This is a genomic window from Mesorhizobium sp. P2_D5 (genome assembly GCF_056404355.1).
In genome coordinates this window covers 25281-48649 of the sequence record NZ_JBFUEE010000012.1, presented here as the reverse complement: position 1 = coordinate 48649, position 23369 = coordinate 25281, and the positions used below count along the sequence as shown (strand labels likewise).

General features: G+C 63.0%; 26 protein-coding genes and 2 pseudogenes. 14 read left to right on the top strand and 14 right to left on the bottom strand.

Translation table 11 applies throughout. The features are described 5' to 3' along the window. Window positions 1-42 precede the first annotated feature (42 nt). Window positions 43-1101: a polysaccharide deacetylase family protein gene (locus AC1DYW_RS31875; protein ID WP_477228823.1), complete on the top strand. Its 1059-nt coding sequence runs from the start codon at window positions 43-45 to the stop codon at window positions 1099-1101. A gap of 23 nt (window positions 1102-1124) precedes the next feature. Here AC1DYW_RS31875 and AC1DYW_RS31870 read toward each other — a convergent pair whose 3' ends face one another. After that, window positions 1125-1340, bottom strand: coding sequence for a DUF2842 domain-containing protein (locus tag AC1DYW_RS31870; RefSeq protein ID WP_457152663.1), 216 nt, complete (start codon window positions 1338-1340; stop codon window positions 1125-1127). 186 nt (window positions 1341-1526) lie between these two features. Between AC1DYW_RS31870 and AC1DYW_RS31865 the strand changes: the two genes are divergently transcribed. After that, entirely contained in the window at window positions 1527-2618 is a 1092-nt protein-coding gene (locus AC1DYW_RS31865) for a COX15/CtaA family protein (RefSeq protein ID WP_477228822.1), read from the top strand. 19 nt (window positions 2619-2637) lie between these two features. Here AC1DYW_RS31865 and AC1DYW_RS31860 read toward each other — a convergent pair whose 3' ends face one another. The 4 genes from AC1DYW_RS31860 to speB form a co-directional block, all read right to left on the bottom strand. Further along, window positions 2638-2961 carry a hypothetical protein gene (locus AC1DYW_RS31860; protein WP_477228821.1) on the bottom strand — a complete coding sequence of 108 codons (324 nt, stop codon included), beginning with the start codon at window positions 2959-2961 and terminating at the stop codon, window positions 2638-2640. 82 nt (window positions 2962-3043) lie between these two features. Next, window positions 3044-3886 (bottom strand): aminoglycoside phosphotransferase family protein, encoded by an 843-nt coding sequence (locus tag AC1DYW_RS31855; RefSeq protein WP_477228868.1) that lies wholly within the window; start codon window positions 3884-3886, stop codon window positions 3044-3046. Beyond that, window positions 3883-4809: an N-acetyl-gamma-glutamyl-phosphate reductase gene (argC, locus tag AC1DYW_RS31850; protein WP_477228820.1), complete on the bottom strand. Its 927-nt coding sequence runs from the start codon at window positions 4807-4809 to the stop codon at window positions 3883-3885. The genes AC1DYW_RS31855 and argC overlap by 4 nt, the downstream gene beginning before the upstream one ends. A gap of 31 nt (window positions 4810-4840) precedes the next feature. Further along, window positions 4841-5851: an agmatinase gene (gene speB, locus AC1DYW_RS31845; protein ID WP_095081232.1), complete on the bottom strand. Its 1011-nt coding sequence runs from the start codon at window positions 5849-5851 to the stop codon at window positions 4841-4843. A gap of 124 nt (window positions 5852-5975) precedes the next feature. Here speB and AC1DYW_RS31840 point away from each other — a divergent pair, with 124 nt between their 5' ends. Both AC1DYW_RS31840 and AC1DYW_RS31835 read left to right on the top strand, forming a co-directional pair. Continuing rightward, on the top strand, window positions 5976-7184 hold the full coding sequence (locus tag AC1DYW_RS31840; protein ID WP_477228819.1) for an acyltransferase family protein: 1209 nt from the start codon (window positions 5976-5978) through the stop codon (window positions 7182-7184). A gap of 149 nt (window positions 7185-7333) precedes the next feature. After that, window positions 7334-8392 carry a glycerophosphodiester phosphodiesterase family protein gene (locus AC1DYW_RS31835; protein ID WP_477228818.1) on the top strand — a complete coding sequence of 353 codons (1059 nt, stop codon included), beginning with the start codon at window positions 7334-7336 and terminating at the stop codon, window positions 8390-8392. Between the two features lie 303 nt (window positions 8393-8695). On the opposite strand, the gene AC1DYW_RS31830 is transcribed toward AC1DYW_RS31835, so the two are convergent. Continuing rightward, the gene (locus tag AC1DYW_RS31830) at window positions 8696-9568 is read right to left on the bottom strand and encodes an aldo/keto reductase family oxidoreductase (RefSeq protein WP_477228817.1); all 873 of its coding nucleotides are present in this window, start codon (window positions 9566-9568) and stop codon (window positions 8696-8698) included. A gap of 94 nt (window positions 9569-9662) precedes the next feature. Here AC1DYW_RS31830 and AC1DYW_RS31825 point away from each other — a divergent pair, with 94 nt between their 5' ends. Continuing rightward, on the top strand, window positions 9663-10562 hold the full coding sequence (locus tag AC1DYW_RS31825; RefSeq protein WP_477228816.1) for a LysR family transcriptional regulator: 900 nt from the start codon (window positions 9663-9665) through the stop codon (window positions 10560-10562). Window positions 10563-10773: 211 nt separating this feature from the next. On the opposite strand, the gene rpsI is transcribed toward AC1DYW_RS31825, so the two are convergent. The 3 genes from rpsI to AC1DYW_RS31810 form a co-directional block, all read right to left on the bottom strand. Continuing rightward, window positions 10774-11256: a 30S ribosomal protein S9 gene (rpsI, locus tag AC1DYW_RS31820; protein WP_457152847.1), complete on the bottom strand. Its 483-nt coding sequence runs from the start codon at window positions 11254-11256 to the stop codon at window positions 10774-10776. Window position 11257: 1 nt separating this feature from the next. After that, complete coding sequence (gene rplM, locus AC1DYW_RS31815; protein WP_023764105.1) at window positions 11258-11722, bottom strand: 50S ribosomal protein L13; 465 nt, start codon at window positions 11720-11722, stop codon at window positions 11258-11260. A 216-nt stretch (window positions 11723-11938) separates the two neighbouring features. Then, window positions 11939-12403, bottom strand: coding sequence for a PaaI family thioesterase (locus AC1DYW_RS31810; protein ID WP_477228815.1), 465 nt, complete (start codon window positions 12401-12403; stop codon window positions 11939-11941). Between the two features lie 212 nt (window positions 12404-12615). Between AC1DYW_RS31810 and AC1DYW_RS31805 the strand changes: the two genes are divergently transcribed. The 7 genes and pseudogenes from AC1DYW_RS31805 to AC1DYW_RS31775 all read left to right on the top strand — a co-directional run bounded on the left by AC1DYW_RS31805 (window position 12616) and on the right by AC1DYW_RS31775 (window position 17180). Continuing rightward, window positions 12616-13437, top strand: coding sequence for an enoyl-CoA hydratase (locus AC1DYW_RS31805; RefSeq protein ID WP_477228814.1), 822 nt, complete (start codon window positions 12616-12618; stop codon window positions 13435-13437). 2 nt (window positions 13438-13439) lie between these two features. Continuing rightward, on the top strand, window positions 13440-13862 hold the full coding sequence (locus tag AC1DYW_RS31800) for a VOC family protein (RefSeq protein WP_477228813.1): 423 nt from the start codon (window positions 13440-13442) through the stop codon (window positions 13860-13862). Then, window positions 13862-13981, top strand: a pseudogene (locus tag AC1DYW_RS31795) (AAA family ATPase); the annotation flags it as partial. The gene AC1DYW_RS31800 and the pseudogene AC1DYW_RS31795, both read left to right, overlap by 1 nt. Before the next feature lie 50 nt (window positions 13982-14031). Then, on the top strand, window positions 14032-14790 hold the full coding sequence (locus tag AC1DYW_RS31790; protein ID WP_477228812.1) for a GNAT family N-acetyltransferase: 759 nt from the start codon (window positions 14032-14034) through the stop codon (window positions 14788-14790). Further along, a complete protein-coding gene (locus AC1DYW_RS31785; RefSeq protein WP_095081248.1) occupies window positions 14777-15298 on the top strand; it encodes a CoA-binding protein in 522 nt (173 codons plus the stop codon). The genes AC1DYW_RS31790 and AC1DYW_RS31785 overlap by 14 nt, the downstream gene beginning before the upstream one ends. 250 nt (window positions 15299-15548) lie before the next feature. Beyond that, complete coding sequence (locus tag AC1DYW_RS31780; protein WP_095081250.1) at window positions 15549-16829, top strand: O-acetylhomoserine aminocarboxypropyltransferase; 1281 nt, start codon at window positions 15549-15551, stop codon at window positions 16827-16829. Window positions 16830-16835: 6 nt separating this feature from the next. After that, window positions 16836-17180 (top strand): cupin domain-containing protein, encoded by a 345-nt coding sequence (locus AC1DYW_RS31775; protein WP_477228811.1) that lies wholly within the window; start codon window positions 16836-16838, stop codon window positions 17178-17180. Window positions 17181-17250: 70 nt separating this feature from the next. Here AC1DYW_RS31775 and AC1DYW_RS31770 read toward each other — a convergent pair whose 3' ends face one another. From AC1DYW_RS31770 to AC1DYW_RS31760, 3 genes are read right to left on the bottom strand one after another with little or no spacing between them, the layout of a single operon-like run. Beyond that, a complete protein-coding gene (locus AC1DYW_RS31770) occupies window positions 17251-17979 on the bottom strand; it encodes a transporter substrate-binding domain-containing protein (RefSeq protein ID WP_477228810.1) in 729 nt (242 codons plus the stop codon). A gap of 12 nt (window positions 17980-17991) precedes the next feature. Beyond that, complete coding sequence (locus AC1DYW_RS31765; RefSeq protein ID WP_477228809.1) at window positions 17992-19056, bottom strand: hypothetical protein; 1065 nt, start codon at window positions 19054-19056, stop codon at window positions 17992-17994. A 24-nt stretch (window positions 19057-19080) separates the two neighbouring features. After that, window positions 19081-20331 carry a cytochrome P450 gene (locus AC1DYW_RS31760; RefSeq protein ID WP_477228867.1) on the bottom strand — a complete coding sequence of 417 codons (1251 nt, stop codon included), beginning with the start codon at window positions 20329-20331 and terminating at the stop codon, window positions 19081-19083. A gap of 103 nt (window positions 20332-20434) precedes the next feature. Here AC1DYW_RS31760 and AC1DYW_RS31755 point away from each other — a divergent pair. After that, a pseudogene (locus AC1DYW_RS31755) lies at window positions 20435-21537 on the top strand (NAD(P)/FAD-dependent oxidoreductase). Between the two features lie 23 nt (window positions 21538-21560). Here the strand turns inward: AC1DYW_RS31755 and AC1DYW_RS31750 are convergent. Further along, the gene (locus AC1DYW_RS31750; protein ID WP_477228808.1) at window positions 21561-21755 is read right to left on the bottom strand and encodes a hypothetical protein; all 195 of its coding nucleotides are present in this window, start codon (window positions 21753-21755) and stop codon (window positions 21561-21563) included. Beyond that, on the bottom strand, window positions 21748-22338 hold the full coding sequence (locus tag AC1DYW_RS31745; RefSeq protein ID WP_477228807.1) for a hypothetical protein: 591 nt from the start codon (window positions 22336-22338) through the stop codon (window positions 21748-21750). The genes AC1DYW_RS31750 and AC1DYW_RS31745 overlap by 8 nt, the downstream gene beginning before the upstream one ends. 329 nt (window positions 22339-22667) lie before the next feature. On the opposite strand from AC1DYW_RS31745, the gene clpP reads away from it, so the two are divergent. Then, window positions 22668-23297 (top strand): ATP-dependent Clp endopeptidase proteolytic subunit ClpP, encoded by a 630-nt coding sequence (clpP, locus tag AC1DYW_RS31740; RefSeq protein WP_457155424.1) that lies wholly within the window; start codon window positions 22668-22670, stop codon window positions 23295-23297. Window positions 23298-23369: the final 72 nt, after the last annotated feature.

The window sequence follows — 23369 nt, the reverse complement described above, 5'->3', positions numbered from 1 at the left end:
GCATTCCGTGCTTGGTTTAGCCTAGGCGCAAAAGGTGAATGAATGATCGACGGGGGCGAGGCAATCCGGAAACTGGCGCTGAACGTCGCCCGTTATTCCGGTCTTGCACCGCTGGCCAAGCCGTTCATCGGCGGCATTGGCGCTATACTTATGCTGCACCGCGTGACCGCGACGCCCGAAAAGCCCGACAGCGTCAACCGTCATCTGAACATCGCGCCTGGCTTCCTCGATGCTGTGATCGCCGACATGAAGGCGAGCGGCTATGCCTTTGTTTCCATGGACGAAGCGGTCGAGCGCATCAAGGCGGGCGGCAAGGGTGGCGAGTTCGCAACCATCACCGCCGACGACGCCTATCGCGACAACATGACGGAGGCGCTGCCGGTGCTGGAGAAGCACGGCGCGCCGATGACCATCTATGTCGCGCCCGGGCTGATCAATGGCACCGCCGATTTGTGGTGGGATGTGGTCGAGGACATCGTCAACGTGCGCGACAGCCTCACCCTGACGCGGCCGAATGGCCCGCTGGTGATCGACTGCTCGACCCCTGCGAAGAAGTTACAGGCCAATATACGCCTGCATGTCTATCTCACCTCCGAAGTCCGCGAGGAGGACCTGCAAGCCGTGCTGCGTGACCTGGCTCGCTCGAATGGCGTCGACGCCGACGGCCCGCGCCTGCGGACATTGATGAACTGGGATGAAATCCGCAGCATCGCCACGCATCCGCTGGTGGCGATTGGCGCCCACACGATCAACCACAGCAATCTGAAGCGGCTTTCCGAAACCGATGCGCGGCACGAGATCGGCGCCGTGGGTGACATGCTGCAGGCGGAACTGGGCGAAAAGCCAAGCCATTTCGCCTATCCCTATGGCTATGCCAGGGCGGTGGGCTGCCGCGAAGTAGGCTTTGCCCGCGACGCCGGCTATGCCTCGGCCGTGACCACGCGCCACGGCGTGCTGCGCGCCGAACATGCCGGGTTCCTCCATGCCTTACCGCGCATTTCAGTCAACGGCCGCTACCAGAGCCTCGCTCATATCCGCACCATGCTGTCGGGCGTGACCACGCCGCTCGCCAACGCCGGCAAGATGCTCGTGACGATCTGACTGCGGCGGGGCCGGGTTCCGGTTCAGCGCTTCGCCTTCGGCTCCAGCATCAGCCACTTGATGATGCCCATCGCCGGAAGCACCCACAGCAGGCCGCTGAGCAGGAAGAACAGGAAATGCACCCACGGGCTCGACTCCGAGAGCCGGGCGACCGCGAAGATCGATGCGACCAGCGCGTAGATGATGACCAGCGCCACCAGCAGGAACGCTCCGATCAGCTTTTTCAGGCGCACGGGCATGGTTGGCCTCCTGGTCTAGGCCGCCGGGACCTCGCAGGTCCGGCAAGCTCTTGGCTTCGCATAGGCCTTGACGCGACCCTGTGCAACCGGTGAGACGCGGCGCGACGGCGTGCCGCGCCGTCTGGTCTTGCCAGCAAGGGTGCGATGGTCCACCAATCCGCCAAACCAACCTGCCGGGACAAGACCATGGCTGCCATATCAGCTGCCGCGCCCTTCGTGGCCCGCGACCGCGACCTGTACAACCGGGCGCTGCTGCGCGGCTGGCTCTATGTGGTGGTGCTGGTGCTGTTTGCGCTGGTGCTGGTCGGCGGCGCCACCAGGCTCACCGGTGCCGGCCTGTCGATCACGGAGTGGAAGCCCATCCATGGCGTGATACCGCCGCTCAACGACGCCGAGTGGCAGGAGGAATTCCAGCTCTACCAGCAGATCCCGCAATATGCCGAGCTCAACAAGGGCATGAGCATCGAGGCGTTCAAGTCGATCTTCTGGTGGGAATGGGCGCACCGCATCCTGGCGCGCAGCGTCGGCCTGGTCTTTGCCTTGCCGCTGTTGTTCTTCTGGGCGACGCGCCGCATCGAGCGCGGCCTGGGGCCAAAATTGGTGGGCATCCTTTTGCTCGGCGGCCTGCAGGGCGCCATCGGCTGGTGGATGGTGGCCTCAGGGCTGGTCGACCGGGTCTCGGTCAGCCAGTACCGGCTGGCGACCCATCTGACGCTGGCGGCGCTGATCTTCACCGCCACCATGGTCGTCGCGCGTGGGCTGGCGCCGCATTCCGAACCCGCCGCTGACCGCTCGACGCAGAGGCTGGCCGGTTTCATCGTGTTTCTGGCGTTGATCCAGATCTATCTCGGCGGCCTGGTCGCCGGGCTCGACGCCGGCCTGAGCTACAACACCTGGCCGCTGATGGACGGCAAGCTGATCCCTGGTGATTTGCTGATCCTCGAGCCGGCGTGGCGCAATTTCTTCGAAAGCCCCAAGACGGTGCAGTTCGTCCACCGGCTCGGCGCCTATACGATGTTCGTCGTGGCCTTGTGGCACATGATCGCCACGCGTCGGCGCCTTCCTGGAACAACGCACGCCCGCCGCGCCACGCTGCTGTTTGCGCTGGTTTTGGTGCAGGCTTCGATCGGCATCGGCACGCTGCTGATGCATGTGCCGCTGCATATGGCACTGACCCATCAGGGGTTTGCGCTCATCGTGCTGGGCTTTGCCGCCGCGCATTGGCGCGGCACCAAGGGTGCCTATCCCTTGCCGCACGAAATCGCGCTCAGGAGCTGATCCCGAGCCGATCGGCCGGTCACATCCAGAATTCGTTTGACGCTGTCGTCTTCTCGCCGTCGAATTCGGCCTGGCGCAAGGCTGCGGCGGATGGCGTTGACTGGCTCTGAGCGGCCTTGGCCGCCTTGTCGGCGTCGGCGGCCCTGAGTGCATCAAGTTTGGCCTGGGCGACAGCGATATCCTGCTGCACCTGGGCGGCCTGGACCTGGTCCTTGATCGCCTTGGCCTGGTCTTCCAGATCCTGGATCTGCTTTTCGAGCGCGGCCTCCTGGGCTGCATTGCTCGATGAACCGGACGAGGAATACTGGGTTGCCTGGGAGGAACCCGAAATCGCGCTGACCATGACAATTCCCTGATGGAGCCACGCAATGTGAGTAGCCCATCATGGTGAACAAGCCCTTACCGTCGCCGGTTGACCGGCTGGATCAGAAGCTTGGCCGCACCGCCCGGATCGCCTCGGCGATCGACAATTCGCGGTTCTCCTCGACCGCGTTGTCGTCCTCGTGATGCCAGGATGCCGACAGGCAACCGTAGGCGATGGCATGATCAAGAATGGCGCGCGGAGCCTGGCCCAGCGTTTTGGCGAAGACCTCGGCCATATCCGCGATCCGCTCCGGATCGAGGCAAAGATCGTCCCGGTCGAGCGGGTTGTAGAACATGTTCGCGGCGTCGAAGCCGGGATCGCCAAGCACACCCTTCGGGTCGATTGCCAGCCAGCCGCGCGACCCGTGCAGGATGTTGTCGTGATGCAGGTCGCCATGCAGAGGCATGATATCGTGCGGATCGGCCAGCAACCGATCGGCGATTGCCGCGGCCTCGACATAGAGACTGTCATGGCCGGCGTTGCGGTCGCTCGCGGCTTTCCTGAACAGGCTGGCAAACCGCTCCCTGAGCGGCTGCAACTCGGGCGGGAAGGGGTCTTTCCCAGGCGAAAACAGTTTCGCCATCACTTCGGCCGCGATTTCAGTGGCGGCGTTGTCGCCCTCTTTGTCGAGAACCTGCTGCAGCAGGGTTTCACCGGCATATTCGAGCAGCATGCTGTGGCCGTCGCGGCCAAGCAGGCGCACCGCGCCGTCGCCGCGCCGCCAGGCGAGATAATGCTCGCCGCGCAATTCGTCCGCGACGTCGTCGAAAGGCTTGAGCGCCTTGACGATCGCCGGCGAACCATCCTCGTGCCGAACCTTCCAGATGCGGCTCGAAAAGGTCTCGGCGATGAGTTCGGGCGCGCTGACCCTCCAGCGCGTCGGAAATACTGGTGCGTCCATCAGAGGCCGAGCATCAAGTCCATGTTCTGCACGGCGGCACCCGAGGCCCCCTTGCCGAGATTGTCGTAGACCGCCAGCAGCAGAGCCTGCGCCCGTTTGTCGTTGGCAAAGACGTAGACCTTCATCCGGTTGGTGCCGTTGTAGATCTCCGGATTGATGTCCGGCATACGCTCCAGATGCGCATAGGGTGCCACCTCGACCACGCCGTCCTTGATGGCAGCGAAATGGTCGGCAATCGCCGCATGAAGCTCCGCACCCGTCGGCACATGGTCGAGACCACCGAGTTGCAGCGGCACCACCGTAATCATGCCTTGTGCGAAATTGCCCACCGCCGGCTGCATGATCGGATCATGCGACAGCTTGGCATAGGCCCTGAGTTCAGGCACGTGCTTGTGCTGCAAGGTGAGGCCATAGGGCAGGAACTCCGAGGCGTTCTCGCCCTTGGCGACATAGTCCTCGATCATCGGCCGTCCGCCGCCCGAATAGCCTGAAATACCGTTGACCGTGATCGGGAAGTCCGCCGGCAGCAGGCCTGCCGTGACCAGCGGCCGCAGCGTCGCGATCGGCCCCTGCGGCCAGCAGCCGGGGTTGGCGACGCGTTTTGCCGAGGCGATCGTCTTTGCCTGTTCCTTGTCCATCTCGGCGAAACCATAAGCCCAGCCTTCGGCGACGCGATGCGCGGTCGAGGCGTCGATGACCTTGGTGGTGTCGTTGGCGATCAGCGAGACGCTTTCCTTCGCCGCGTCATCGGGGAGGCACAGGATGGCGACATCGGCGGCATTGAGGAACTCGGCGCGCGCCGCCGTTTCCTTGCGGCGCTCGGCAGGAACGGAGATGATTTCCAGGTCACCGCGCTCGGCAAGCAGCGCCCTGATCTGCAGGCCGGTGGTGCCGTGCTCGCCGTCGATGAAGATTTTCGGTTTCATTTGCCTGATCAAATTCCCTGATATTTCAAGACTATATGCCCTGACCGTGATTCACCGCGGCACCGTTGTGGTTGCCGTTGTTGTTCAGCTCTTCCAGCCGGGCCTTTCGTTCGGCCAGCAGGCCGAGATACTGCATGGCCACCATCGAGCCGGCGATCGCCGTTATATCGGCGTGATCATAGGCCGGCGCAACCTCGACGACATCGGCGCCGACAATATCGATCTGGTTGAGCTGGCGCAGCGTCGACAGGATTTTTGCCGAGGACGGCCCGCCGGCAACCGGCGTGCCGGTACCGGGCGCATAGGCCGGGTCAAGGCAGTCGATGTCGAAGGTGAGATAGGTCTTCTTGCCGCCGGTGCGGTCGACGATGGCATAGGCGATATCGGACGCACGCATCTCCTCGATTTCGTGACCGTAGAGGATCTTGATGCCGAACGTGTCGGGCGCGTGGGTGCGGATGCCGATCTGGATCGAGCGGTCGGGATCGATGATGCCTTCATTGACGGCGCGGCCGACGAAAGAGCCGTGGTCGATGCGCTTGCCGTCGTCCGGCCAGGTGTCCTGATGGGCATCGAACTGCACCAGGGCGAGCGGCCCGTGGATGGCGGCATGCGCCTTGAGCAGCGGCCAGGTGACGAAATGGTCGCCGCCGAGCGACAACAGGAAGGCGCCGGATTTGAGGATCTTCGCCGCTTCGCGCTCGATCGTGCCGGGCGTCTTCTGGTGATTGCCCGAATCGAGCAGGCAATCGCCATAATCGACCACCGCGAGATGCTCGAACAGATCGCGTGAAAACGGGTATTGCGGGTCGTTGTCGAGGATCGCCGAGGCGCGGCGGATCGCCTGCGGCCCAAAGCGGGCGCCGGGCCGGTTGGTGACGGCGGCGTCGAAGGGAATGCCCCATATCACCGCGTCCGCGCCCTTCACGTCCTTCGTATATTTGCGCCGCATGAACGACAGCGCGCCCGAATAGGTAGGCTCGAGGGCCGCGCCCGTTTTGGAGCGGGCGGTGAAGGCATGGTCGATGTTGTTGGTCGCCATTACGGGTCCTTGTTTTTCATCGGGGTGCAACAACTACAGAACCGGCACGGAAGATGCCAGTCACAGCTTGGGGAGACGAAATGGCGCCCCTCAAGTGCCATGGCAAAACAGGATTTGTATCATCATGACGCAGACCGCGTTTCTTAATCCTCCCCGCGCCGTGGTGTCGACCCACAGCGGCACGATTGCCGGCGAACGCTTCCTGGTTCTCGATTCGTGGCGCGGCATCTGCGCGCTGATGGTGGCGCTGTTTCACTTCCCGACCGGTTCGACGATTTCGCAAAGCGCCCTCATCGGCTCGTCCTACCTCTTCGTCGACTTTTTCTTCGTTCTTTCCGGTTTCGTCATCGCCAGCAGCTACGGCAGCCGGCTCAGCCAGCCGGAAGAAGTGGCTCGCTTCGCCCTGGTCCGCTTTGGCCGCATCTACCCGCTGCATTTGCTCATGCTGGCCGCTTTTGCCGCCTTCGAGCTGCTGCGGCTGGTGCTGCCGCAACTGCACGGCACCGGGGCAGCTCCCTTCACCGGAGGTTTCGACCTCAGGAGCCTGCTTGCCAACCTTCTCTTGCTGCAAGGCGTCGGCTTCGAGGATCACCTGACTTGGAATGCGCCAAGCTGGAGCATTTCGGCGGAGTTCTTCGCCTATCTGCTGTTTGCGGGCGTGGTCTTCGTCGCCGGCGAGCTCGCCTGGATATGGTTCGTCGGCGCTGCCGTCACCGCGCCGCTGTTCCTGCTTGGCTTCTCGACCCATCATATGGATGTGTCCTTCGATTTCGGCTTCATCCGCTGCCTGTACGGCTTCTCGCTGGGCGCCTTGCTTGCCTGGTTTCAGCATGATTCCATTGCAGGGGCGCGACAGGCCCTGGCCAGGGGCGGCCCGCGCATGGCCTGGACCCTTGCCGAGATCGTCATGGTCGCCGTCATCGTGCTTTTTGTCTCGCTGTCGGGCGACAATGGTTTCGGCATCGCGGCACCCCTGGTGTTCGCGCTGGCGCTGTTCCTCTTCGCGCATGAAGGCGGCTGGATCAGTGCCCTGCTGAGGACGCCGTTCATGCTGACGCTCGGCGCGCTGTCCTATTCGATCTACATGGTCCACATCTTCGTCCAGGCGCGCATGATCAACATCGCCGGGCTCGTCGAGCGCAAGCTTGGCATGGGCCTGATCGACGACATCGTGCTGCGCGGCGAGCCGGCGACCGGCTTCGGCGCCGGCTGGACAGGGGCCGTGGCGATCGTCGTCATGCTTGTCGCCACGATCGCCGCCTCCTGGATCACCTGGCGTTTCGTCGAGATGCCGGCCATGGCCTGGTTCCGCCGGCTGTCGAAACGCATCTGACGCATCTGACGCGAGCATGATCCCGAAAGGTGGAGACCGGTTTTCGGAAGAGATCATGCTCAAACAAGAAAGCTGCTAGCCGGCTTCGTTCACCGGGCTGTCACGGGCATCGCCTATCCGGGTTTCGATCCGGCAAGGAGCGATTCTCGATGCGGACCATCTGGCTGAGCGTTCTGCTTTGCGCGGCACTTGCGGCCGCCTCTGGCCAATCATTGGCAGGAGAAACCCGCGCCAGGCAGATCCTCGACCGCTTCGAACAAGCCAACCAGTGGCGCGACCACGTCATGATCGCCGCGCATCGCGCCGGCAGCATGCAAGCCGGCAAGACGCTCTATGCGGAAAATTCGATCGCGGCCGTCAACGGCTCGATCGGCATGGGTGCCGAAATCGTCGAGGTCGACATCAGGCGCTCGAAGGATGGTGAGTTCGTCGTCATGCATGACAGCTGGCTCGACCGCACCACGACCTGCAAGGGCGAGGTGGTGAAATACACGCTGGCTGAACTGAAGACTTGCCGACTGGTGGTTGAGGGTACCGGCGCCATCACCAATGAGACAGTTTCGACGCTGCGCGAGATGCTGCTGGCGACCAGGGACCGGATCCTCATCAACCTCGACAACAAGCTCGAGGTCGGCGATCTCTCCGGCATGATTGCGGTGGCTCGCGATCTCGGGATGGCCGAACAGGTCATCGTCAAGGAGAACCTGTGGAACGCCACCCGGATTACCACGGTCAAAGCCGCCATGGATGCCATCGGCGGCGGCTTCCAGTTCATGCCGATCATTGCTGACGACGCGGTGCACGATGCCGCTTTCGCCGAGACGGTCGACCACGCCTTCTCGCCACGCGCGACCGAGCTGATCAACTGGCGGGCAGGCGCCGAGACGCTGACCGAGACCGGCGGGCCGCTGTTCAGCACGCGCATGCGCGCGGCCGCGGTGCGTGGCAACTGGCACATCTGGGCCGACACCTACGCCATCGTCAACAAGCCGGGCGGCTTCCTCGCCGGTGGCCGCGGCGACGAGCTGGCGGTCCAGGCCAGCCTGCCGCGCGAGACATATGGCTTCTGGGCCGATCGCGGCGCCACCATCATCCAGACCGACGAGCCGAAGGCGGCGATCGACTGGCTGGCGGAGAATGGCTACCGCGTACCTTACGCCGACGAGGCGAGGCCGGTTGAGCCGGCGAGTACGGCGAGCATCAACTAGGAACGTTGGCGCCGCACCCCGCCTGGGAATGCAGCGCCGTCACCCCACCCGGCGCTACGCGCCGACCTCCCCATCTAGGGGAGGTAGAGGTTGCTGCTAACGGCGCGCGCCGAGTGGCTGCAAGGCAAAAGTTTGTCGCCAGTTGGTCGTCGGAATGTTTGCAGAGCGATGGCAAACCTGGGCGCCCTACCTCCCCTTGATGGGGAGGTCGCGCCGCAGGCGCGGGTGGGGTGACTGCCGAGCCCGAACAGGCCGGCCGAAGGACGGCCTATTGCTTATGCAACTGCGCGCAGTGCTGCGTCGTCAGGCAGCCGCCGCCATACCATCCAATTCCCTGAGCACATCGCCCGAAAGCTTGAGTTCGGCGGCAGTGAGGTTCTCCCGCAGATGCGCGACCGACGATGTGCCGGGGATCAGCAGGATGTTGGGCGCGCGCCGAAGCAGCCAGGCGAGCGCGACCTGCATCGGCGTGGCGCCGAGGCGCTGCGCCACATCGGAGAGCGTCGAAGACTGCAGCGGGTTGAAGCCGCCGAGCGGGAAGAACGGCACGTACGCAATGCCGTCACGGGCGAGGTCGTCGATCAGGGCGTCGTCGCCGCGATGCGCCAGATTGTACTGGTTCTGCACACAGACGATCTCGGCGATCCGGCGTCCTTCCCTGATCTGGGTAGGTGTCACGTTGCTCAGTCCGATATGCCTGACCAGGCCTTGGCGTTGCAGTTCGGCCAGCACGGTGAGCGGCGCTTCGATCGACCCCTCGGCAGGACCATGGGTATCGAACATGATGCGCAAATTGACCACGTCGATCACCTCGAGGCCGAGATTGCGTAGATTGTCGTGCACCGCCTGGGTTAGCGCTTCGGCGGAAAAGGCCGGCAGCCACGATCCATCCGCGCCGCGCCGGGCGCCGATCTTGGTGACGACGACGAGGTCCTTGGGGTAGGGGGCCAGCGCCTCGCGGATCAGTCGGTTGGTGACGTGCGGGCCGTAGAAGTCGCTGGTGTCGATATGGTCGATCCCTTGCGCAACGGCCTCGCGCAGCACTGCCAGTGCCGCATCATGGTCCTTGGGCGGCCCGAACACACCGGGCCCGGCGAGCTGTATGGCGCCGTAGCCGAGCCGCTTCACGGTGTGGCTGCCAAGGGTGAAGGTGCCGGCCTGTTGGATAGTGGACATGATGATTGATCTCCTTTGAGGCGGCGAAGATAGGTGCTGCTCAATCTTGTGATAATCAGGTACAATCCACACAGGCTGTACGGAATTGCGAACAATGATGGATCTCAGTGATCTGAACGCCTTCGTGGCGGTGGCGCGCGCCGGGGGCTTTCGCGATGGTGCGCGCGCCAGCGGCGGCAGCGCCTCGGGCTTGAGCGAGGCGGTGCGTCGCCTGGAAGTGCAGCTCGGTGTCAGGCTGTTCAACCGCACCACGCGCAGCGTTGTCCCGACCGAGGCCGGTCTCAGCCTGCTGGAGAGGCTCGGTCCGGCGCTGTCGGAGGTGGAGGCCGCCCTCGATGTGGTGAATGGCTTTCGCGACAGGCCGGCGGGCTCGTTGCGTCTCAATGTGCCGGTCAGCGCCGCGCGGCTGATATTGCCCGACATCGTCCCAGGCTTCCTCGCCGCCTTTCCCGGCATCCGGCTGGAGGTGATCGCTGACGAGAATTTTGTCGATGTGCTGGCTGCCGGCTGCGACGCCGGCATCCGCTACGACGAGCGGCTGGAACAGGACATGATCGCGGTGCCGATCGGACCGCGCGTGCAGCGTTTCGCCACCGCCGCCAGCCCAGCCTATCTCGATCGCCATGGGCGGCCGCAACATCCGGGCGACCTGCTCGGCCATGCCTGTGTGCGGGGCCGCTTTGCCAGCGGCGCGATGCTGCCGTGGGAATTCGAGCGCGACGGCGAGGTGGTGCGCATCGATCCGACAGGCCCGCTGATCGTGCGGATCGGCGGGGCGACCGATCTGGCCGTCGATGCGGCCATCGCCGGCACCGGCATCATCGGCCTGTTCGAGGGCTGGCTTCGCCCGCACTTCCAAAGCGGGGCGCTTGAACCCATTCTGGAACCGTGGTGGCAGAGCTTCTCCGGGCCGTTTCTCTATTATCCCGGCCGCCGCCTCGTGCCGGCCCCGCTGCGGGCGTTCATCGACTATATCAAGGCCGGCAGACCCTGAGACCTGCGCCATGCATGAATTGCGCCGGCGCCGTCACCCCACCCGGCGCTACGCGCCGACCTCTCCATCGAGGGGAGGTAGCGTGCCGCGCTCTTCTACCTCCCCTTGGATGGGGAGGTCGCGCCGAAGGCGCGGGTGGGGTGATGGCGGAGCCGCAAAACAAAAAGGCCGCCCGAAGGTGGCCTTTTCGATTGGCAAAACTGCGGAGCGCTTAGCGCTTCGAGAACTGGAAGCTGCGGCGGGCTTTCGCCTTGCCGTACTTCTTGCGCTCGACGACGCGGCTGTCGCGGGTCAGGAAGCCGCCCTTCTTGAGCACGGCGCGCAGCGCCGGCTCGTAGTAGGTCAGCGCCTTGGAGATGCCGTGGCGCACCGCGCCGGCCTGGCCCGAGAGGCCGCCGCCGATGACGGTGGCGACGATGTCGTACTGGCCTGAACGGTTGGACGCGATGATCGGCTGGTTGAGGATCATCTGCAGGACCGGACGCGCGAAATAGGTCGCGAATTCCTTGTCGTTGACGATGATCTTGCCGGAACCCGGTTTCACCCAGACACGCGCGATGGCGTTCTTGCGCTTGCCGGTGGCGTAGGCGCGGCCCGACTTGTCGAGCTTCTGGACATGGACGGGTGCAGCGGCCTGCGTGTTGGTGTTGCCGGTGGCGGCGCCCAGTTCTGCGAGCGAGGAAAGCTCAGCCATCTTATGCGACCTTCTTGTTCTTGGAATTCAGCTTGGCCACGTCGAGAACTTCGGGCTGCTGGGCGACATGCGGATGCTCTGTACCTGCATAGACGCGCAGGTTCTTCATCTGCCGACGGCCGAGCGGGCCACGCGGGACCATGCGCTCAACGGCCTTCTCGACGACACGCTCGGGGAAACGACCCTCGAGCAGCTGGCGCGCGGTGCGCTCCTTGATGCCGCCGGGGTGGCCGGTGTGCCAGTAATAGACCTTGTCGGTGAACTTCTTGCCGGTGAACACCACCTTGTCGGCATTGATGACGATGACGTTGTCGCCGTCGTCGACATGCGGGGTGAAGGTCGGCTTGTGCTTGCCGCGAAGATGATTGGCGATGACAGTGGCAAGACGGCCGACGACGAGACCCTCGGCGTCGATCAGGATCCACTTCTTCACCACATCCGCAGGCTTCTGCGAAAAGGTTGTCATGTTTTCTGCTTTCGGTTCGGACCTTCACCAGGGAAGGCGTTTCTTGTTGCTTGGATTGGCGATGAGACGCTTGCCCGCCGCCAATAACAAAACGGCGGCCTTTGCGGGCCGCTGCTTCGTGAGGGCTTATAGGCGAGGGCAGTTGTCGCGTCAAGGCCATCGAAAGGGCTAATAGCAGGAAAAGTATAGCAGAAACAACAATTTAGGTAAAAGGTATTATTTTACCACATCGCCATTCCGCTTCGGCGGGATCGAATAGGTGCCGGTGGCATGCGCCACCGTGTGTCCGTCCGGGCCGGCGACGATGTCGATGTCGAACACCATCAGGCTCTTTCCCAGCTTCAGGATACGGCAATGGCCATCGATCGGCCCGGCCTCGGCCTTGCGGACGAAGTTGATGTCGAGGTTGACTGTAACGGAAAGCGCGTCCGGCCCGGCATGAGAGAGCACGCAGACATAGCCGCCGATATCGGCGAGCGTGAACAGCGACGGACCCGACACTGTGCCACCAGGGCGCAGGTGCCGCTCGTCGGCATTGAGCCGCACGAGGCAACCGCCCGGGAACACGTCGATCGCCTCGTATTGTTTGAACTGATCGTTGAGCTGGGGATAGACGCTTCCCATCAGCATGTTGACTTCCGCCGCGGTCAGCACCGGCTTGAGATTGCTCTGGGCGGGCATGGCTGTCTCCCTCGTATGCGCCCGTTTGAACGCGGCCGGGCCCTCTGGCAACACCGTTTCAGCCGTCAATGATGACAATCCTAAGCCACCGGGACAAATGCAGCGCAGCCTTGTCGCTTGTGCCAGCAATCTGTTTGATGGTGTTGGACGAGGCACGATGGCGTACTAGATTGAAGCATCCAACCACGATCCTGAATCGCGGAGAAACGACCATGGCTGAAATCCTTGCCATCAAGCCTGCCGCCGTTGAAGGTCCGGTTGTCGCACAACTGGACAAGGGCGTGCTGCGCCTCACGCTTGCCAATCCGCCTGCCAACGCTCTGTCGCTGGCGGTGATGGCGGCGCTGACGGGGGAACTCGAACGCGCCAGAACCGACAAGCCGGTTCGCGTCATCGTTCTCTCGGCCGCCGGCAAGGTGTTCTGCGCCGGCCATGATCTCAAGGAAATGACGGCGCGCCGTGCCGACGCCGATCATGGCAAGGCCTTCTTCGCAGAGACGTTTGCGGCCTGTGCCACGCTGATGCAGGCGATCGTGCGTCATCCGTTGCCGGTCATCGCCGAGGTTGACGGCCTTGCCACCGCCGCCGGGCTGCAACTGGTCGCCAGTTGCGACCTGGCGATTGCGTCGCATGAAGCCACCTTCTGCACCCCGGGCGTCAACATCGGCCTGTTCTGCTCGACGCCGATGGTGGCGCTGTCGCGCAACGTCTCGCGCAAGCACGCGATGGAGATGCTGCTGACCGGCGAGACGATCGATGCGGCGACCGCCAAGGAATTCGGCCTGGTCAACCGCGTCGTGCCGCGCGAATACCTGAATCAGATTGTCACCAAATACGCGCAAACCATTGCTTCCAAATCATCTTTGGTGGTCAAGACCGGCAAGGAGGCCTTTTACGCGCAGGCCGAGATGGGACTGGCCGACGCTTATGTCTATACCGGCGCGATCATGGTCGAGAACATGCTGGCGCGCGACGCGGAGGAGGGCATTGGTGCTTTCATCGGCAAGCGCAAGCCGCAATGGACGGACGAGTAATCGTGGAACCGCGCATCTCCATCATCACCATCGCGACGGACGATCTCGACCGTGCCGTGCGCTTCTACGAGGCGATGGGCCTGAGCCGTCATGCCGGCATCACCGACGGCGTCGCCTTTTTCCAGATGGGCGGCGCGATTCTCGGCCTGTTCCCGCGCGCCAGCGCCGAGGAGGATTCGGGCGTTGCCTTCGCCGGGGCGCCGTCCGCCGTCTACCTCGCTTACAACACACGCTCCGATGCCGAAGTCGACGAGGTTCTCGCCATGGCGGAAAAAGCCGGCGGCCGTATCGTCAAGCCGGCCGGCCGCGCCTTTTGGGGCGGCTGGTACGGTTATTTAGCCGATGCCGATGGGCATGTCTGGGAAGTGGCGCACAATCCGGCCTTTCCAATCGCGGAGGACGGCACCATTTCCCTGCCTGGCTGATGGCCTGTCGTAAGCAGCTGACGCGGCTCAAGGCACCCTATCTCAAGCGCATCCTGCTTGACTGGAACCTGCCGCTGTTTCGCGGCCACGATTTCGAACTCGAATTCACCACGCCGATCTGCACCGATCCGCAAGCTTTTGTGCAGGAAGCGCTGTCGGAGGATGATGCGTGACCGATGACGATCTCAACTGGCGCAGCGAACAGGCGTGCCGCGAAGCCTGGCCGGCAGCGGCCGAAACCGTCGTCGACGGCTGGCTTCTCAGGCGCTCTGGTGGCCGGACCCGGCGCGCAAACTCGGTCAATCCCCTGCGTGGCAAGCGCGGTGCACCCGACAAGGTCATCGACGCCGCCGAGTCCTTCTATGTCGGTCACGACCAGACGCCGCTGTTTCGGGTGCCTGATATCGCCGACGAGCTCGAAGCCGCACTCGACCATCGCGGTTATCAGCCCGAAGGCGGAACCATCCATCTGTATGCCGGTATCGACGACCTGGCGGAGATCCGCGACGGGCGCGTCACTGTATCGCCGGTGCCCGCCGAAGACTGGCTCGCAGCGCGGTTTCGCATAGGCGCCTACGACGACATCGATCGCCGCGTCTTTCGCGAGATGACGGGGCTGATCGCCGGCGAACGGGCGTTCGTGTCCTGTGAACGCGACAGCGAAATTGCCGCCTTGGCCTATGGCGTCATCCGAAACGGGCTGCTTGTGGTGGAATCGGTTGAAACCGACGGCCGCTTCAGGCAGCAAGGCCTGGGCCGCAAGACGGTCGGCGGTCTGATCGACTGGGCACGACGGGCGGGTGCTGACGCGGCATGCCTGCAAGTGGTGGCCGACAATGCGCCAGGCCGTGCGCTCTATGCCGCGCTTGGATTGAGCCGTGAACTTTACCGCTATCACTGCCGCAGGAAGCCGCATGAACCACGATAGTTACGACAACACCTACATCGCCGGCATCCTCAATTCGGTGAAGACCATCGCCATGGTCGGCGCGTCCGCAAATGACGTGCGGCCAAGCTATTTCGTGCTGAAATATCTGCTGGCCAAAGGCTTTTCGGTGTTTCCGATCAACCCTGGCCAGGCCGGCAAGCAAATCCTCGGCCGGATGACCTATGCCAGGCTGGCCGATGTTCCCGAACCGATCGACATGGTCGACATCTTTCGCGCGGCGTCGGCAGTGCCGGGCATTGTCGATGAGGTGTTGCGGCTCGATCCCTTGCCGAAAGTCCTTTGGATGCAGCTTGGCGTACGCCATGACGAGACAGCCGCGCGCGCCGAGGCCGCCGGCATCAAGGTGGTGATGAACCGCTGCCCCAAGATCGAATATGGCAAGCTGTCCGGCGAGATCGGTTGGACTGGTGTCAATTCCGGCGTGCTGTCGTCGAAGAAGCCGTTGATGCGCCCCGGGTTCCAGAGTTTCGGCGTTCGCCAGAAATGATGCATGTCGCCCAAAAGTGCGCAGCGGTTCTGGGACAACGACATGCACCAAAAAGGAGCCTCTTAGGCGCGTCGGATAAGTCCTTCAAACGCGGCGCGCTTTAAAAGCAAAAATTATTCCGCAAGGTCGTGTATTTTCTCGCGTCCCGGCCGCAGATCGTTCGCCGAAGGGCATTTTCTTCTTTGCATTCGCGTCCGGGCTTCGCCAAGAATGCCCGGCCATTTCAAGAGTTTCAAAAAGAGAGGTTTCGATGACCCGCACGCCCGGTTTCAACACGCTCGCTGTCCATGCCGGCGCCAAGCCTGACCCGGCGACCGGCGCCCGGGCCACGCCGATCTACCAGACGACCTCCTTCGTCTTCGACGATGCCGATCACGCCGCCTCGCTGTTTGGGCTGAAGGCCTTCGGCAATATCTACACCCGCATCATGAACCCGACGCAGGCAGTGCTGGAAGAACGCATCGCGGCCCTCGAGGGCGGCACGGCGGCGCTTGCGGTCGCCTCCGGCCACGCCGCGCAGGTGATCGTGTTCCACAATCTCATGCAGCCGGGCGACAATTTCGTCGCCGCCAACAAGCTTTATGGCGGCTCGATCAACCAGTTCGGCCATGCCTTCAAGAATTATGGCTGGGAGGTGCGCTGGGCCGACACCAATGACATCTCGACCTTCGAGAGCCAGATCGACGACAGGACCAAGGCGATCTTCATCGAGAGCCTCGCCAATCCGGGCGGCACCTTTGTCGATATCGAGAAGATCGGCGACATCGCCCGCAAGCACGGCCTGCCGCTTATCGTCGACAACACGCTGGCCTCGCCCTACCTGATCCGCCCGATCGAGCACGGCGCCGACATCGTCGTCCATTCGCTGACCAAATTCATCGGCGGTCACGGCAATTCGATCGGTGGCGCCATCGTCGACGGCGGCACCTTCGACTGGTCCAAGTCGGGCAAATACCCGATGCTGTCGGAGCCGCGCCCCGAATATGGCGGCCTTATCCTGCACGAAACCTTCGGCAATTTCGCTTTCGCCATTGCCGCACGCGTGCTTGGCCTGCGCGACCTCGGTCCGGCGATTTCGCCGTTCAACGCCTTCCTGATCCTGACCGGTCTGGAAACCTTGCCGCTGCGCATGCAACGCCACTGCGACAACGCCGTGACCGTCGCCGCCTGGCTGTCCAATCACCCCAAGGTTGCCTCGGTGAATTATCCCGGCCTGCCCTCGGACAAGAACCATGCGCTGCAGAAGAAATACTCGCCGCAAGGCGCCGGCGCCGTGTTCACCTTCGGTCTCAAGGGCGGCTATGACGCCGGCGTCAAATTCGTCGAGGCGCTGGAACTGTTTTCGCACCTCGCCAATGTCGGCGACACCAAGTCGCTGGTCATCCACCCGGCCTCGACCACGCACCGCCAGCTTTCCGACGAGCAGAAGGTCAAGGCCGGAGCCGGTCCGGACACTGTGCGGCTTTCCATCGGCATCGAGGACGTCAACGACATCGTTGCCGACCTCGAACAGGCGCTCGCCAAGGTCTGATCGATCATGACCGCGTTTCTTTCCGTCGACATCAAAAACGTCCAACCCGAATCTGGCGCGCCGGCGCCGGATCGGCTGATCTCGGGCGATCCGAAATTCCGCACCTGGAACGTCGAGGAGCGTGACGGCGGCCTCTATGCCGGCATCTGGGAATCGACCCCGGGCAAATGGCGCATCGTCTATGACGAATGGGAATTCTGCCACATCCTGTCCGGCGTTTCGGTGATCGCCGAAGAAGGCGGCGCGGCGCGCACCGTCAAGGCCGGCGACAGCTTTGTGCTCAGGCCCGGCTTCAAGGGGAGCTGGGAAGTGCTTGAAACGACCCGCAAGGAGTATGTGATCAAGCTCTAATGCATGTCGCCCAAAAGTTGCCTCGGTTTTGGGAGAACGACATGCATAAAAACAGGCGTCCACGCCGGGGTCAGACGACGCGATCGATATCGCTATCCGAAAATCCGTATCGCGCCATCATCTGCCGGTGCCAGTCACCGCCCAGCAATTCATCGAGGCAAGCATCGATGTCCCTGAGCAGGGCGCGGTTGCCCTTGGCGATTGCGAAGGCACCGGCCGATGGCTGTTTTTCGCTGGCCGGGACCTCGACAAGGCCAAGCGGCATTTCGGACCGCTGGGTCAGATAGCCTCGATGCGCCATCGCAACGCTGGCATAGGCATGCACCACGCCGTTGGCCACTGCGTCCGCCGCATCGGCCTGGGTTGCAAACATCCTGATCTGCTCCGGCGCAATCCCGTTGTGCAACGCCGTGAGATGCTGCACCTGGTCGGTAATGACGCCAAGCAACACCGTCCGGTCCCTGGCAATGGACTGGTAGCCGCGAAAGCCGCGCGGATTGTCTTTCGCAACCAGCAATCCGTCCTGCAACGCCCAGATCGGCCGTGTGAAGTCGACAATCTTCTGGCGCTCTTCGGAGACGAACAGGCCGGTCGTCATGGTCCAGCTGCCCTCGACCAGCCCTGGCAGCAATTCAGCGAATTCGGTCTCGATCGGCCTGAAGCCCGCCGATCCGAGCTTCTCGCCGAGCCTGCGCGCAAGCTCGACGTCACAGCCTGAGACCTCGCCCGATGCACAAGTGAAGCAGAATGGCGGCTCTTCGAGGAAGGCGAATTTCAACTCGGTCATATGTTTGGGCAAACCGTCGCCATCCTATTTCGCCGGGAACTGGCTGAGGCAGGCCTCCGATGCCTTGTCGTGGAAGGTCAGGGCATTGGCGTCCTCTGCCTCGATATCGGCGTCGGAAATCTCGTTTCGATAATACTGCGCCACCAGATCGAGCCCCGCCTGGCTGATGCCCTGGGTCGGCATTTCGCGCGCAAGGCAGCCGCAAAGGCTGAGCGCTCGGTCCGGTGAGCCAATCTTGTGGTTGGTGAGGATGAAATCCTGTGCCGGACAGGCATCGAGAAAGCTGTCGAAATTCAGCTTCTGCTGCGGCTGGTCGCCATGATTGAAGTACGCCGGCGGCCATTGGCTCTTGCCGCTGGCGACATCGCAGCCGGTGCCGACGTCCTCGGCATTTTTCAGAAGCGCCTGCCAGGCAATCTCTTTCGCGCCCGTCGGATATTCGAAATTCTCGCCCAGCGATGCGGTGTACATATCGAGATCGGGCTGCGTAAAGCCGGTCACCTGAAACCGGCTGAACCGGCATTGGCATTCAGCGCTCACGCGTTCCGCTTCACCCTCCGCCGGCTGCTCGTCGGATCTGCTTTTCTGGCATGCCGCCATGAAGGCGGCGCCATCGAGCGACGAGGCAGGAAACGTAGAGGCGTCGACATAGCGTTTTCCGTCCCAGCCGATAATCATCTGGTCGGACTGGATGTCGAGAAAACCGTTTCGTTTGAAGGCGCTGAGCCCGATCTTGTCCTGCGGCACCAGCCTTGCACCGGGAATGTCGCCGAGGACTTCCTGGTAGCTGTCGCCTTCGAGGACGAAAAGGAAGTTGCCGCAATGGATGCCGTCGCAGCCAGGCGCATAGCGATAGGCGAAGATCTCGGGAAAGCCGTCGAGGTTGAGATCGACCTCTACCGCAAAGGATGGCGGCGGGAAATCCTTGGCTCCGGTCTGCCGCTCCAGCAGGCCGGCCGCCATTTTCTGGGCGATCGCCACGCTGTTTTCCCACGGGATGTTTTCCGGCTGTTGCTGGGCATGCGCCACACCGAGGCATGACAGCATTGCCACTGCGAACGCCGTCGCCGGTCTCGAAAACACCCTCATGTCGCAGCCCCAGGCCCGCGATCGTCAGAAGCCGACGGCGAGCGTTTCCAGCCCACGGAAGTGGTAAGTGTCGCGGAAGCGGGGCGGTTCGGCAAGATGCAGCTTTGGCTGCCGGTCGAACAAGGTTTTCAGCGATACCTGCAATTCGAGCCGGGCCAGCGGCGCACCGATGCAGAAATGGATGCCGGCGCCGAAGGATACGTTCTTCTGGTCGGCGCGATCCGGGTTGAAGGCGAGCGGTTCGGCTAAGGCGCGCGGGTCATGATTGGCCATGCCGAGCAGCAGCCCGATCGTCTGGCCCGGCTGTACGACGATGCCTGGCGCGACTTCGAACTCCTGATAGGCGTAGCGCGTGAACATGTGCAGTGGCGCGTCGAAGCGCAGGCACTCCTCCACTGTCGCCGCGGTCGCTTCGGGTGAGCTGAAGAAGCGACGGGGATCGCCACCTTGCGCCAGGATCGAGCGCACGGCGTTGCCGGTCTGGTGCACGGTCGCTTCATGGCCGGCATTGAGCAGCAGGATCGCCGAGGACACCATCTCGTCCTCCGACAGCTTCTGGCCGTCCTCCTGCGCCGAGATCAGCAGCGACAGCAGGTCGTCACCGGGGTTCTTGCGCCGCTCGGTGATATGGCCGCGCAGGAAATCGGCAAAATCGCCTGCAGCGCGGTTGGCCGTCTCCTCGGTTTCGCGCGTGCGGCTATGCATGTACATGGCGACCATCTGGTGCGACCAGTCGAGCAGTTGCGGCCCCATCTCGACCGGCACGCCGAGCATTTCTGCAATGATGGTGATCGGCAGCGGCGCCGCAAAGGCGGGCAAGAGGTCGACAGCTCCGTCGGGTTCGAAACGGTCGATCAACTCGTTGGCGAGCGCTTCGACACGTGGCCGCAGCCGTTCGACCTGGCGCGAGACGAAGGCGCGGTTGACCAGCGTTCTCAGCCGCGTGTGCACCGGTGGCTCCAACTCCAGCATCGAATTGGCCTCGATGCCGTCGAATGCCCTGAGATGACTGCGGTCCTGGCCGACACCGCGCCTGTCTGGAATGCCGGCCGGGTTCTGGCGGCCGAAGCGGCGGTCGCGCAGCAGCCGGTTGACCTCGTCGAAGCCGCCAAAGCACCAGAAGCCGAACTCTTCCCAGAAGAATGCATTCGAGGTGCCGTGCAGAAAGGCATAGGCCTCGTAAGGATCTTGAAAAAAGGCAGGCTCGTGCGGATCGAGCCGCAAGTGGCGAGTGGCTGGATCAAAGGCCAGATAAGGTGGTGTCAATTTGGTCATGCCAGACCAATAGCGCGGCTTGCCAGCCCGGTTCCAGACCGTATGTTGCGCCCGATAGCCCAATGCGTTGAGCCAGCCATATGGCTGCGGAAAGACTGAACTGATGAATGTGATCGTTGTCGGCGCGGGCATTGCCGGTCTTTCCACCGCGTGGTCGCTGGTCAAGGCCGGCCACAGCGTTTCGATCGTCGAACAGGGACCGATCCCCAACCCGCTGGCGGCATCAGGCGACCATCACCGCATCATCCGCCGCGCCTACCGGGCCGGTACCGGCTATGGCCGGCTGATCACCGAAGCCTATCAGGCCTGGGACGAGATGTGGGCCGATCTCGGCGAAAGCCACCTCGATCCGAGAGGTTTTGTCTGCATCTCGCGTGAGCCGGGAGACGAGGCCGAGGAATACCGCGAGGGCCTGGAGGAGGGGAATTTCCCCTTCGACTTGCTGGAGCCGGATGCGGCCGCGCAACGCTGGCCGTTTCTTGAGGCTGGCTCGTTCCGCATGCCTATTTTTCGACCGAAGGCGGCGCGCTGCACTGCCGCAAGATCGCCTCCGGCCTGGCCAGATGGCTGCGGACCAATGGGGCCAATGTCTACGAGAACAGCAAGGTCCTTGAAATCGACGAGGAAACCGGCCACATCGTGCTCGAAAGCGGCGAAACCATGCAGGCCGACCGCATCGTCGTCGCTGCCGGTGCCTGGGTGTTGAAACTTTTCCCGGAACTGGACGGCGAGTTGAAGACCTATCGAACGGCACTTGCCTATGTCGAACCGCCGGCGGACCTAAAGGCCGCCTGGCTGGCAGCGCCGGTCGTCCTCGATATCGGCGGCACGGTCGACGGCTACGTGATCCCGCCCTCCGGCGGCGCCGGCATGAAATTCGGTTCCGGGCTCCACAGGGTGCCGACCAGCGACGCCGACTGGAACCGGGAGCCGGTGCCGGGCGAGGGGGAGGCGATCCGCAACCTGTTTTCGCCGCCGATCGCCCGCATCGATGAGTATGAGGTGACCGAGGTCGTCACCTGCGCCTACACCTTCACCGCCGACGAGAAATTCATGGCGCATGAGAAGGGCAGATGCCTGATCGTCTCGGCCTGCTCCGGCCATGGCTACAAATTCGGTGCTGCGGTCGGCCGGCGCGTTGCCGCTGCCATTGGTGACGGCGACATCGCCGGCCTGAAGCGCTGGCTGCGAGCGGAGGTGGCCTGAACGGACCCTCGTAAGACAGCGCGCTAGCCGGAGGCGTAAAAGAAAAGCGCCACTGCTGCGATCGTTAGAAAACCGAAGAACGCCGCATAAGGGTAGTATCCATCGGGTCCAGATGGGCTTTTCCATTTTAGGACCGCCGCGTCGTACAGGTCGTGTCGCAGGAAGAGATAAGCCGCAGCCGCACCAAAGGCGATGACGATCCAGCCAAGACTATCCATTGCAGTGCCTGGGAATATGCACGCGCCGCCAGCCGGATGACCCTTCGCGAACCAGCACGCGCCGGGCGACGGTCCGGTAGGAGGCGGGAACATTGATGATGCGCCTTTGCTCCGGCTGCACCAGCACCTCCTCGGCGATGCTGTCATACTGCGCCGGGGTGACGACACGCCGTGTGCGTTCGGGCTGGATCACCACGGTCTCGGCGACACGCCCGTAGCGCGCCTTGTGCCAGACCTTGCACAGCACCTTGCGGCCATGGATGACGCGCCATTCCCAGGAATAGCCGCCATCATCGATCTGGACCGTATGGTAGACGGTGCGGGTGACCGCAGGCGCGACCTCGTAGGTCACTTGCGCCGGAACCGTCATCACCACGCGTTCGCGGGTGCCATAGATGGCCGGGGTGTAGTCGACCTGCTGGCCGGCCGGGCTGACCAGCACGTCTTCGTAGACAGTGTCGTAGACATCAGGCGTGCGGACAGGTTCATAGCATTCGACGGCGCGACCGCCGGCCGCGGTTTGCGAAATCGTGCCGAGCACGGTCAGCCCGGCAATGGCGAAGCATGCGGTTTTCCTGAACATGACACTCCCCCTGTTGAACGGTACGAAGACGGTTCAACGTTGGATTGTAGGGGAAGCGGCGTCGGGTAAAAGGGGGATTTGCGGTATTTCGTTAAGCAATTCGGTTAAGAAATTGCTACGGGTGGTGATGACATCGCCAAACGATGACGACACGGGTCGATGATCCCCGTGAATAACCTTGATTCGACTTACCCAGATGGCTAGGACGGGTCGGCCTTGCACAAGGATGAGCCGGCATCCTATTTACGGAATGACGATCCAGAACCGATTCTGCCCGATCTGCCAGCCTTCCCGGCGCCGGAATCCCACCGCGAGATAAGAGATAACTAATGAAGAACCCCGTCGAAACCTACATGAACCTCGTTCCGATGGTGGTCGAACAGACCAATCGCGGCGAGCGGGCCTACGACATTTTCTCGCGCCTCCTTAAGGAGCGCATCATTTTCATCACCGGTCCGGTCGAGGACGGCATGGCGACGCTGGTCTGTGCGCAGCTTTTGTTCCTGGAAGCCGAGAATCCGAAGAAGGAAATCAACCTCTATATCAACTCGCCGGGTGGCGTCGTCACCTCGGGCATGGCGATCTACGATACCATGCAGTTCATCAAGCCGGCAGTGTCGACGCTCTGCATCGGCCAGGCGGCCTCGATGGGGTCGCTGCTTTTGACCGCCGGCCACAAGGACATGCGCTTTGCCACGCCGAACGCCCGCATCATGGTTCACCAGCCTTCCGGCGGCTTCCAGGGCCAGGCGTCCGACATCGAGCGCCATGCCCAGGACATCATCAAGCTGAAGCGTCGCCTCAACGAGGTCTACGTCAAGCACACCGGCAAGAGCTACGAAGAGATCGAAAAGACGCTCGACCGCGACCATTTCATGACCGCCGACGAAGCCAGGGATTTCGGCCTCATCGACAAGGTCATTTCGTCGCGCGAGCCGGTAGAAGGCGTTGTGGCATAAGGGCTAGTTGGCAGTTGGATGGCGGCATCACGCGCTTTTGGCGTGTCTTGCGGCATTTCAGCCACAATTGCC

Excerpts from the sequence above, each read along its gene's own strand:
- AC1DYW_RS31875 (WP_477228823.1), top strand. The coding sequence starts at position 43 with ATGATCGACGGGGGCGAGGCAATCCGGAAACTGGCGCTGAACGTCGCC.
- AC1DYW_RS31870 (WP_457152663.1), bottom strand. The coding sequence starts at position 1,340 with ATGCCCGTGCGCCTGAAAAAGCTGATCGGAGCGTTCCTGCTGGTGGCG.
- AC1DYW_RS31865 (WP_477228822.1), top strand. The coding sequence starts at position 1,527 with ATGGCTGCCATATCAGCTGCCGCGCCCTTCGTGGCCCGCGACCGCGAC.
- AC1DYW_RS31860 (WP_477228821.1), bottom strand. The coding sequence starts at position 2,961 with ATGGTCAGCGCGATTTCGGGTTCCTCCCAGGCAACCCAGTATTCCTCG.
- argC (WP_477228820.1), bottom strand. The coding sequence starts at position 4,809 with ATGAAACCGAAAATCTTCATCGACGGCGAGCACGGCACCACCGGCCTG.
- speB (WP_095081232.1), bottom strand. The coding sequence starts at position 5,851 with ATGGCGACCAACAACATCGACCATGCCTTCACCGCCCGCTCCAAAACG.
- AC1DYW_RS31840 (WP_477228819.1), top strand. The coding sequence starts at position 5,976 with ATGACGCAGACCGCGTTTCTTAATCCTCCCCGCGCCGTGGTGTCGACC.
- AC1DYW_RS31835 (WP_477228818.1), top strand. The coding sequence starts at position 7,334 with ATGCGGACCATCTGGCTGAGCGTTCTGCTTTGCGCGGCACTTGCGGCC.
- AC1DYW_RS31830 (WP_477228817.1), bottom strand. The coding sequence starts at position 9,568 with ATGTCCACTATCCAACAGGCCGGCACCTTCACCCTTGGCAGCCACACC.
- AC1DYW_RS31825 (WP_477228816.1), top strand. The coding sequence starts at position 9,663 with ATGATGGATCTCAGTGATCTGAACGCCTTCGTGGCGGTGGCGCGCGCC.
- rpsI (WP_457152847.1), bottom strand. The coding sequence starts at position 11,256 with ATGGCTGAGCTTTCCTCGCTCGCAGAACTGGGCGCCGCCACCGGCAAC.
- rplM (WP_023764105.1), bottom strand. The coding sequence starts at position 11,722 with ATGACAACCTTTTCGCAGAAGCCTGCGGATGTGGTGAAGAAGTGGATC.
- AC1DYW_RS31810 (WP_477228815.1), bottom strand. The coding sequence starts at position 12,403 with ATGCCCGCCCAGAGCAATCTCAAGCCGGTGCTGACCGCGGCGGAAGTC.
- AC1DYW_RS31805 (WP_477228814.1), top strand. The coding sequence starts at position 12,616 with ATGGCTGAAATCCTTGCCATCAAGCCTGCCGCCGTTGAAGGTCCGGTT.
- AC1DYW_RS31785 (WP_095081248.1), top strand. The coding sequence starts at position 14,777 with ATGAACCACGATAGTTACGACAACACCTACATCGCCGGCATCCTCAAT.
- AC1DYW_RS31780 (WP_095081250.1), top strand. The coding sequence starts at position 15,549 with ATGACCCGCACGCCCGGTTTCAACACGCTCGCTGTCCATGCCGGCGCC.
- AC1DYW_RS31775 (WP_477228811.1), top strand. The coding sequence starts at position 16,836 with ATGACCGCGTTTCTTTCCGTCGACATCAAAAACGTCCAACCCGAATCT.
- AC1DYW_RS31765 (WP_477228809.1), bottom strand. The coding sequence starts at position 19,056 with ATGAGGGTGTTTTCGAGACCGGCGACGGCGTTCGCAGTGGCAATGCTG.
- AC1DYW_RS31760 (WP_477228867.1), bottom strand. The coding sequence starts at position 20,331 with ATGACCAAATTGACACCACCTTATCTGGCCTTTGATCCAGCCACTCGC.
- AC1DYW_RS31750 (WP_477228808.1), bottom strand. The coding sequence starts at position 21,755 with ATGGATAGTCTTGGCTGGATCGTCATCGCCTTTGGTGCGGCTGCGGCT.
- AC1DYW_RS31745 (WP_477228807.1), bottom strand. The coding sequence starts at position 22,338 with ATGTTCAGGAAAACCGCATGCTTCGCCATTGCCGGGCTGACCGTGCTC.
- clpP (WP_457155424.1), top strand. The coding sequence starts at position 22,668 with ATGAAGAACCCCGTCGAAACCTACATGAACCTCGTTCCGATGGTGGTC.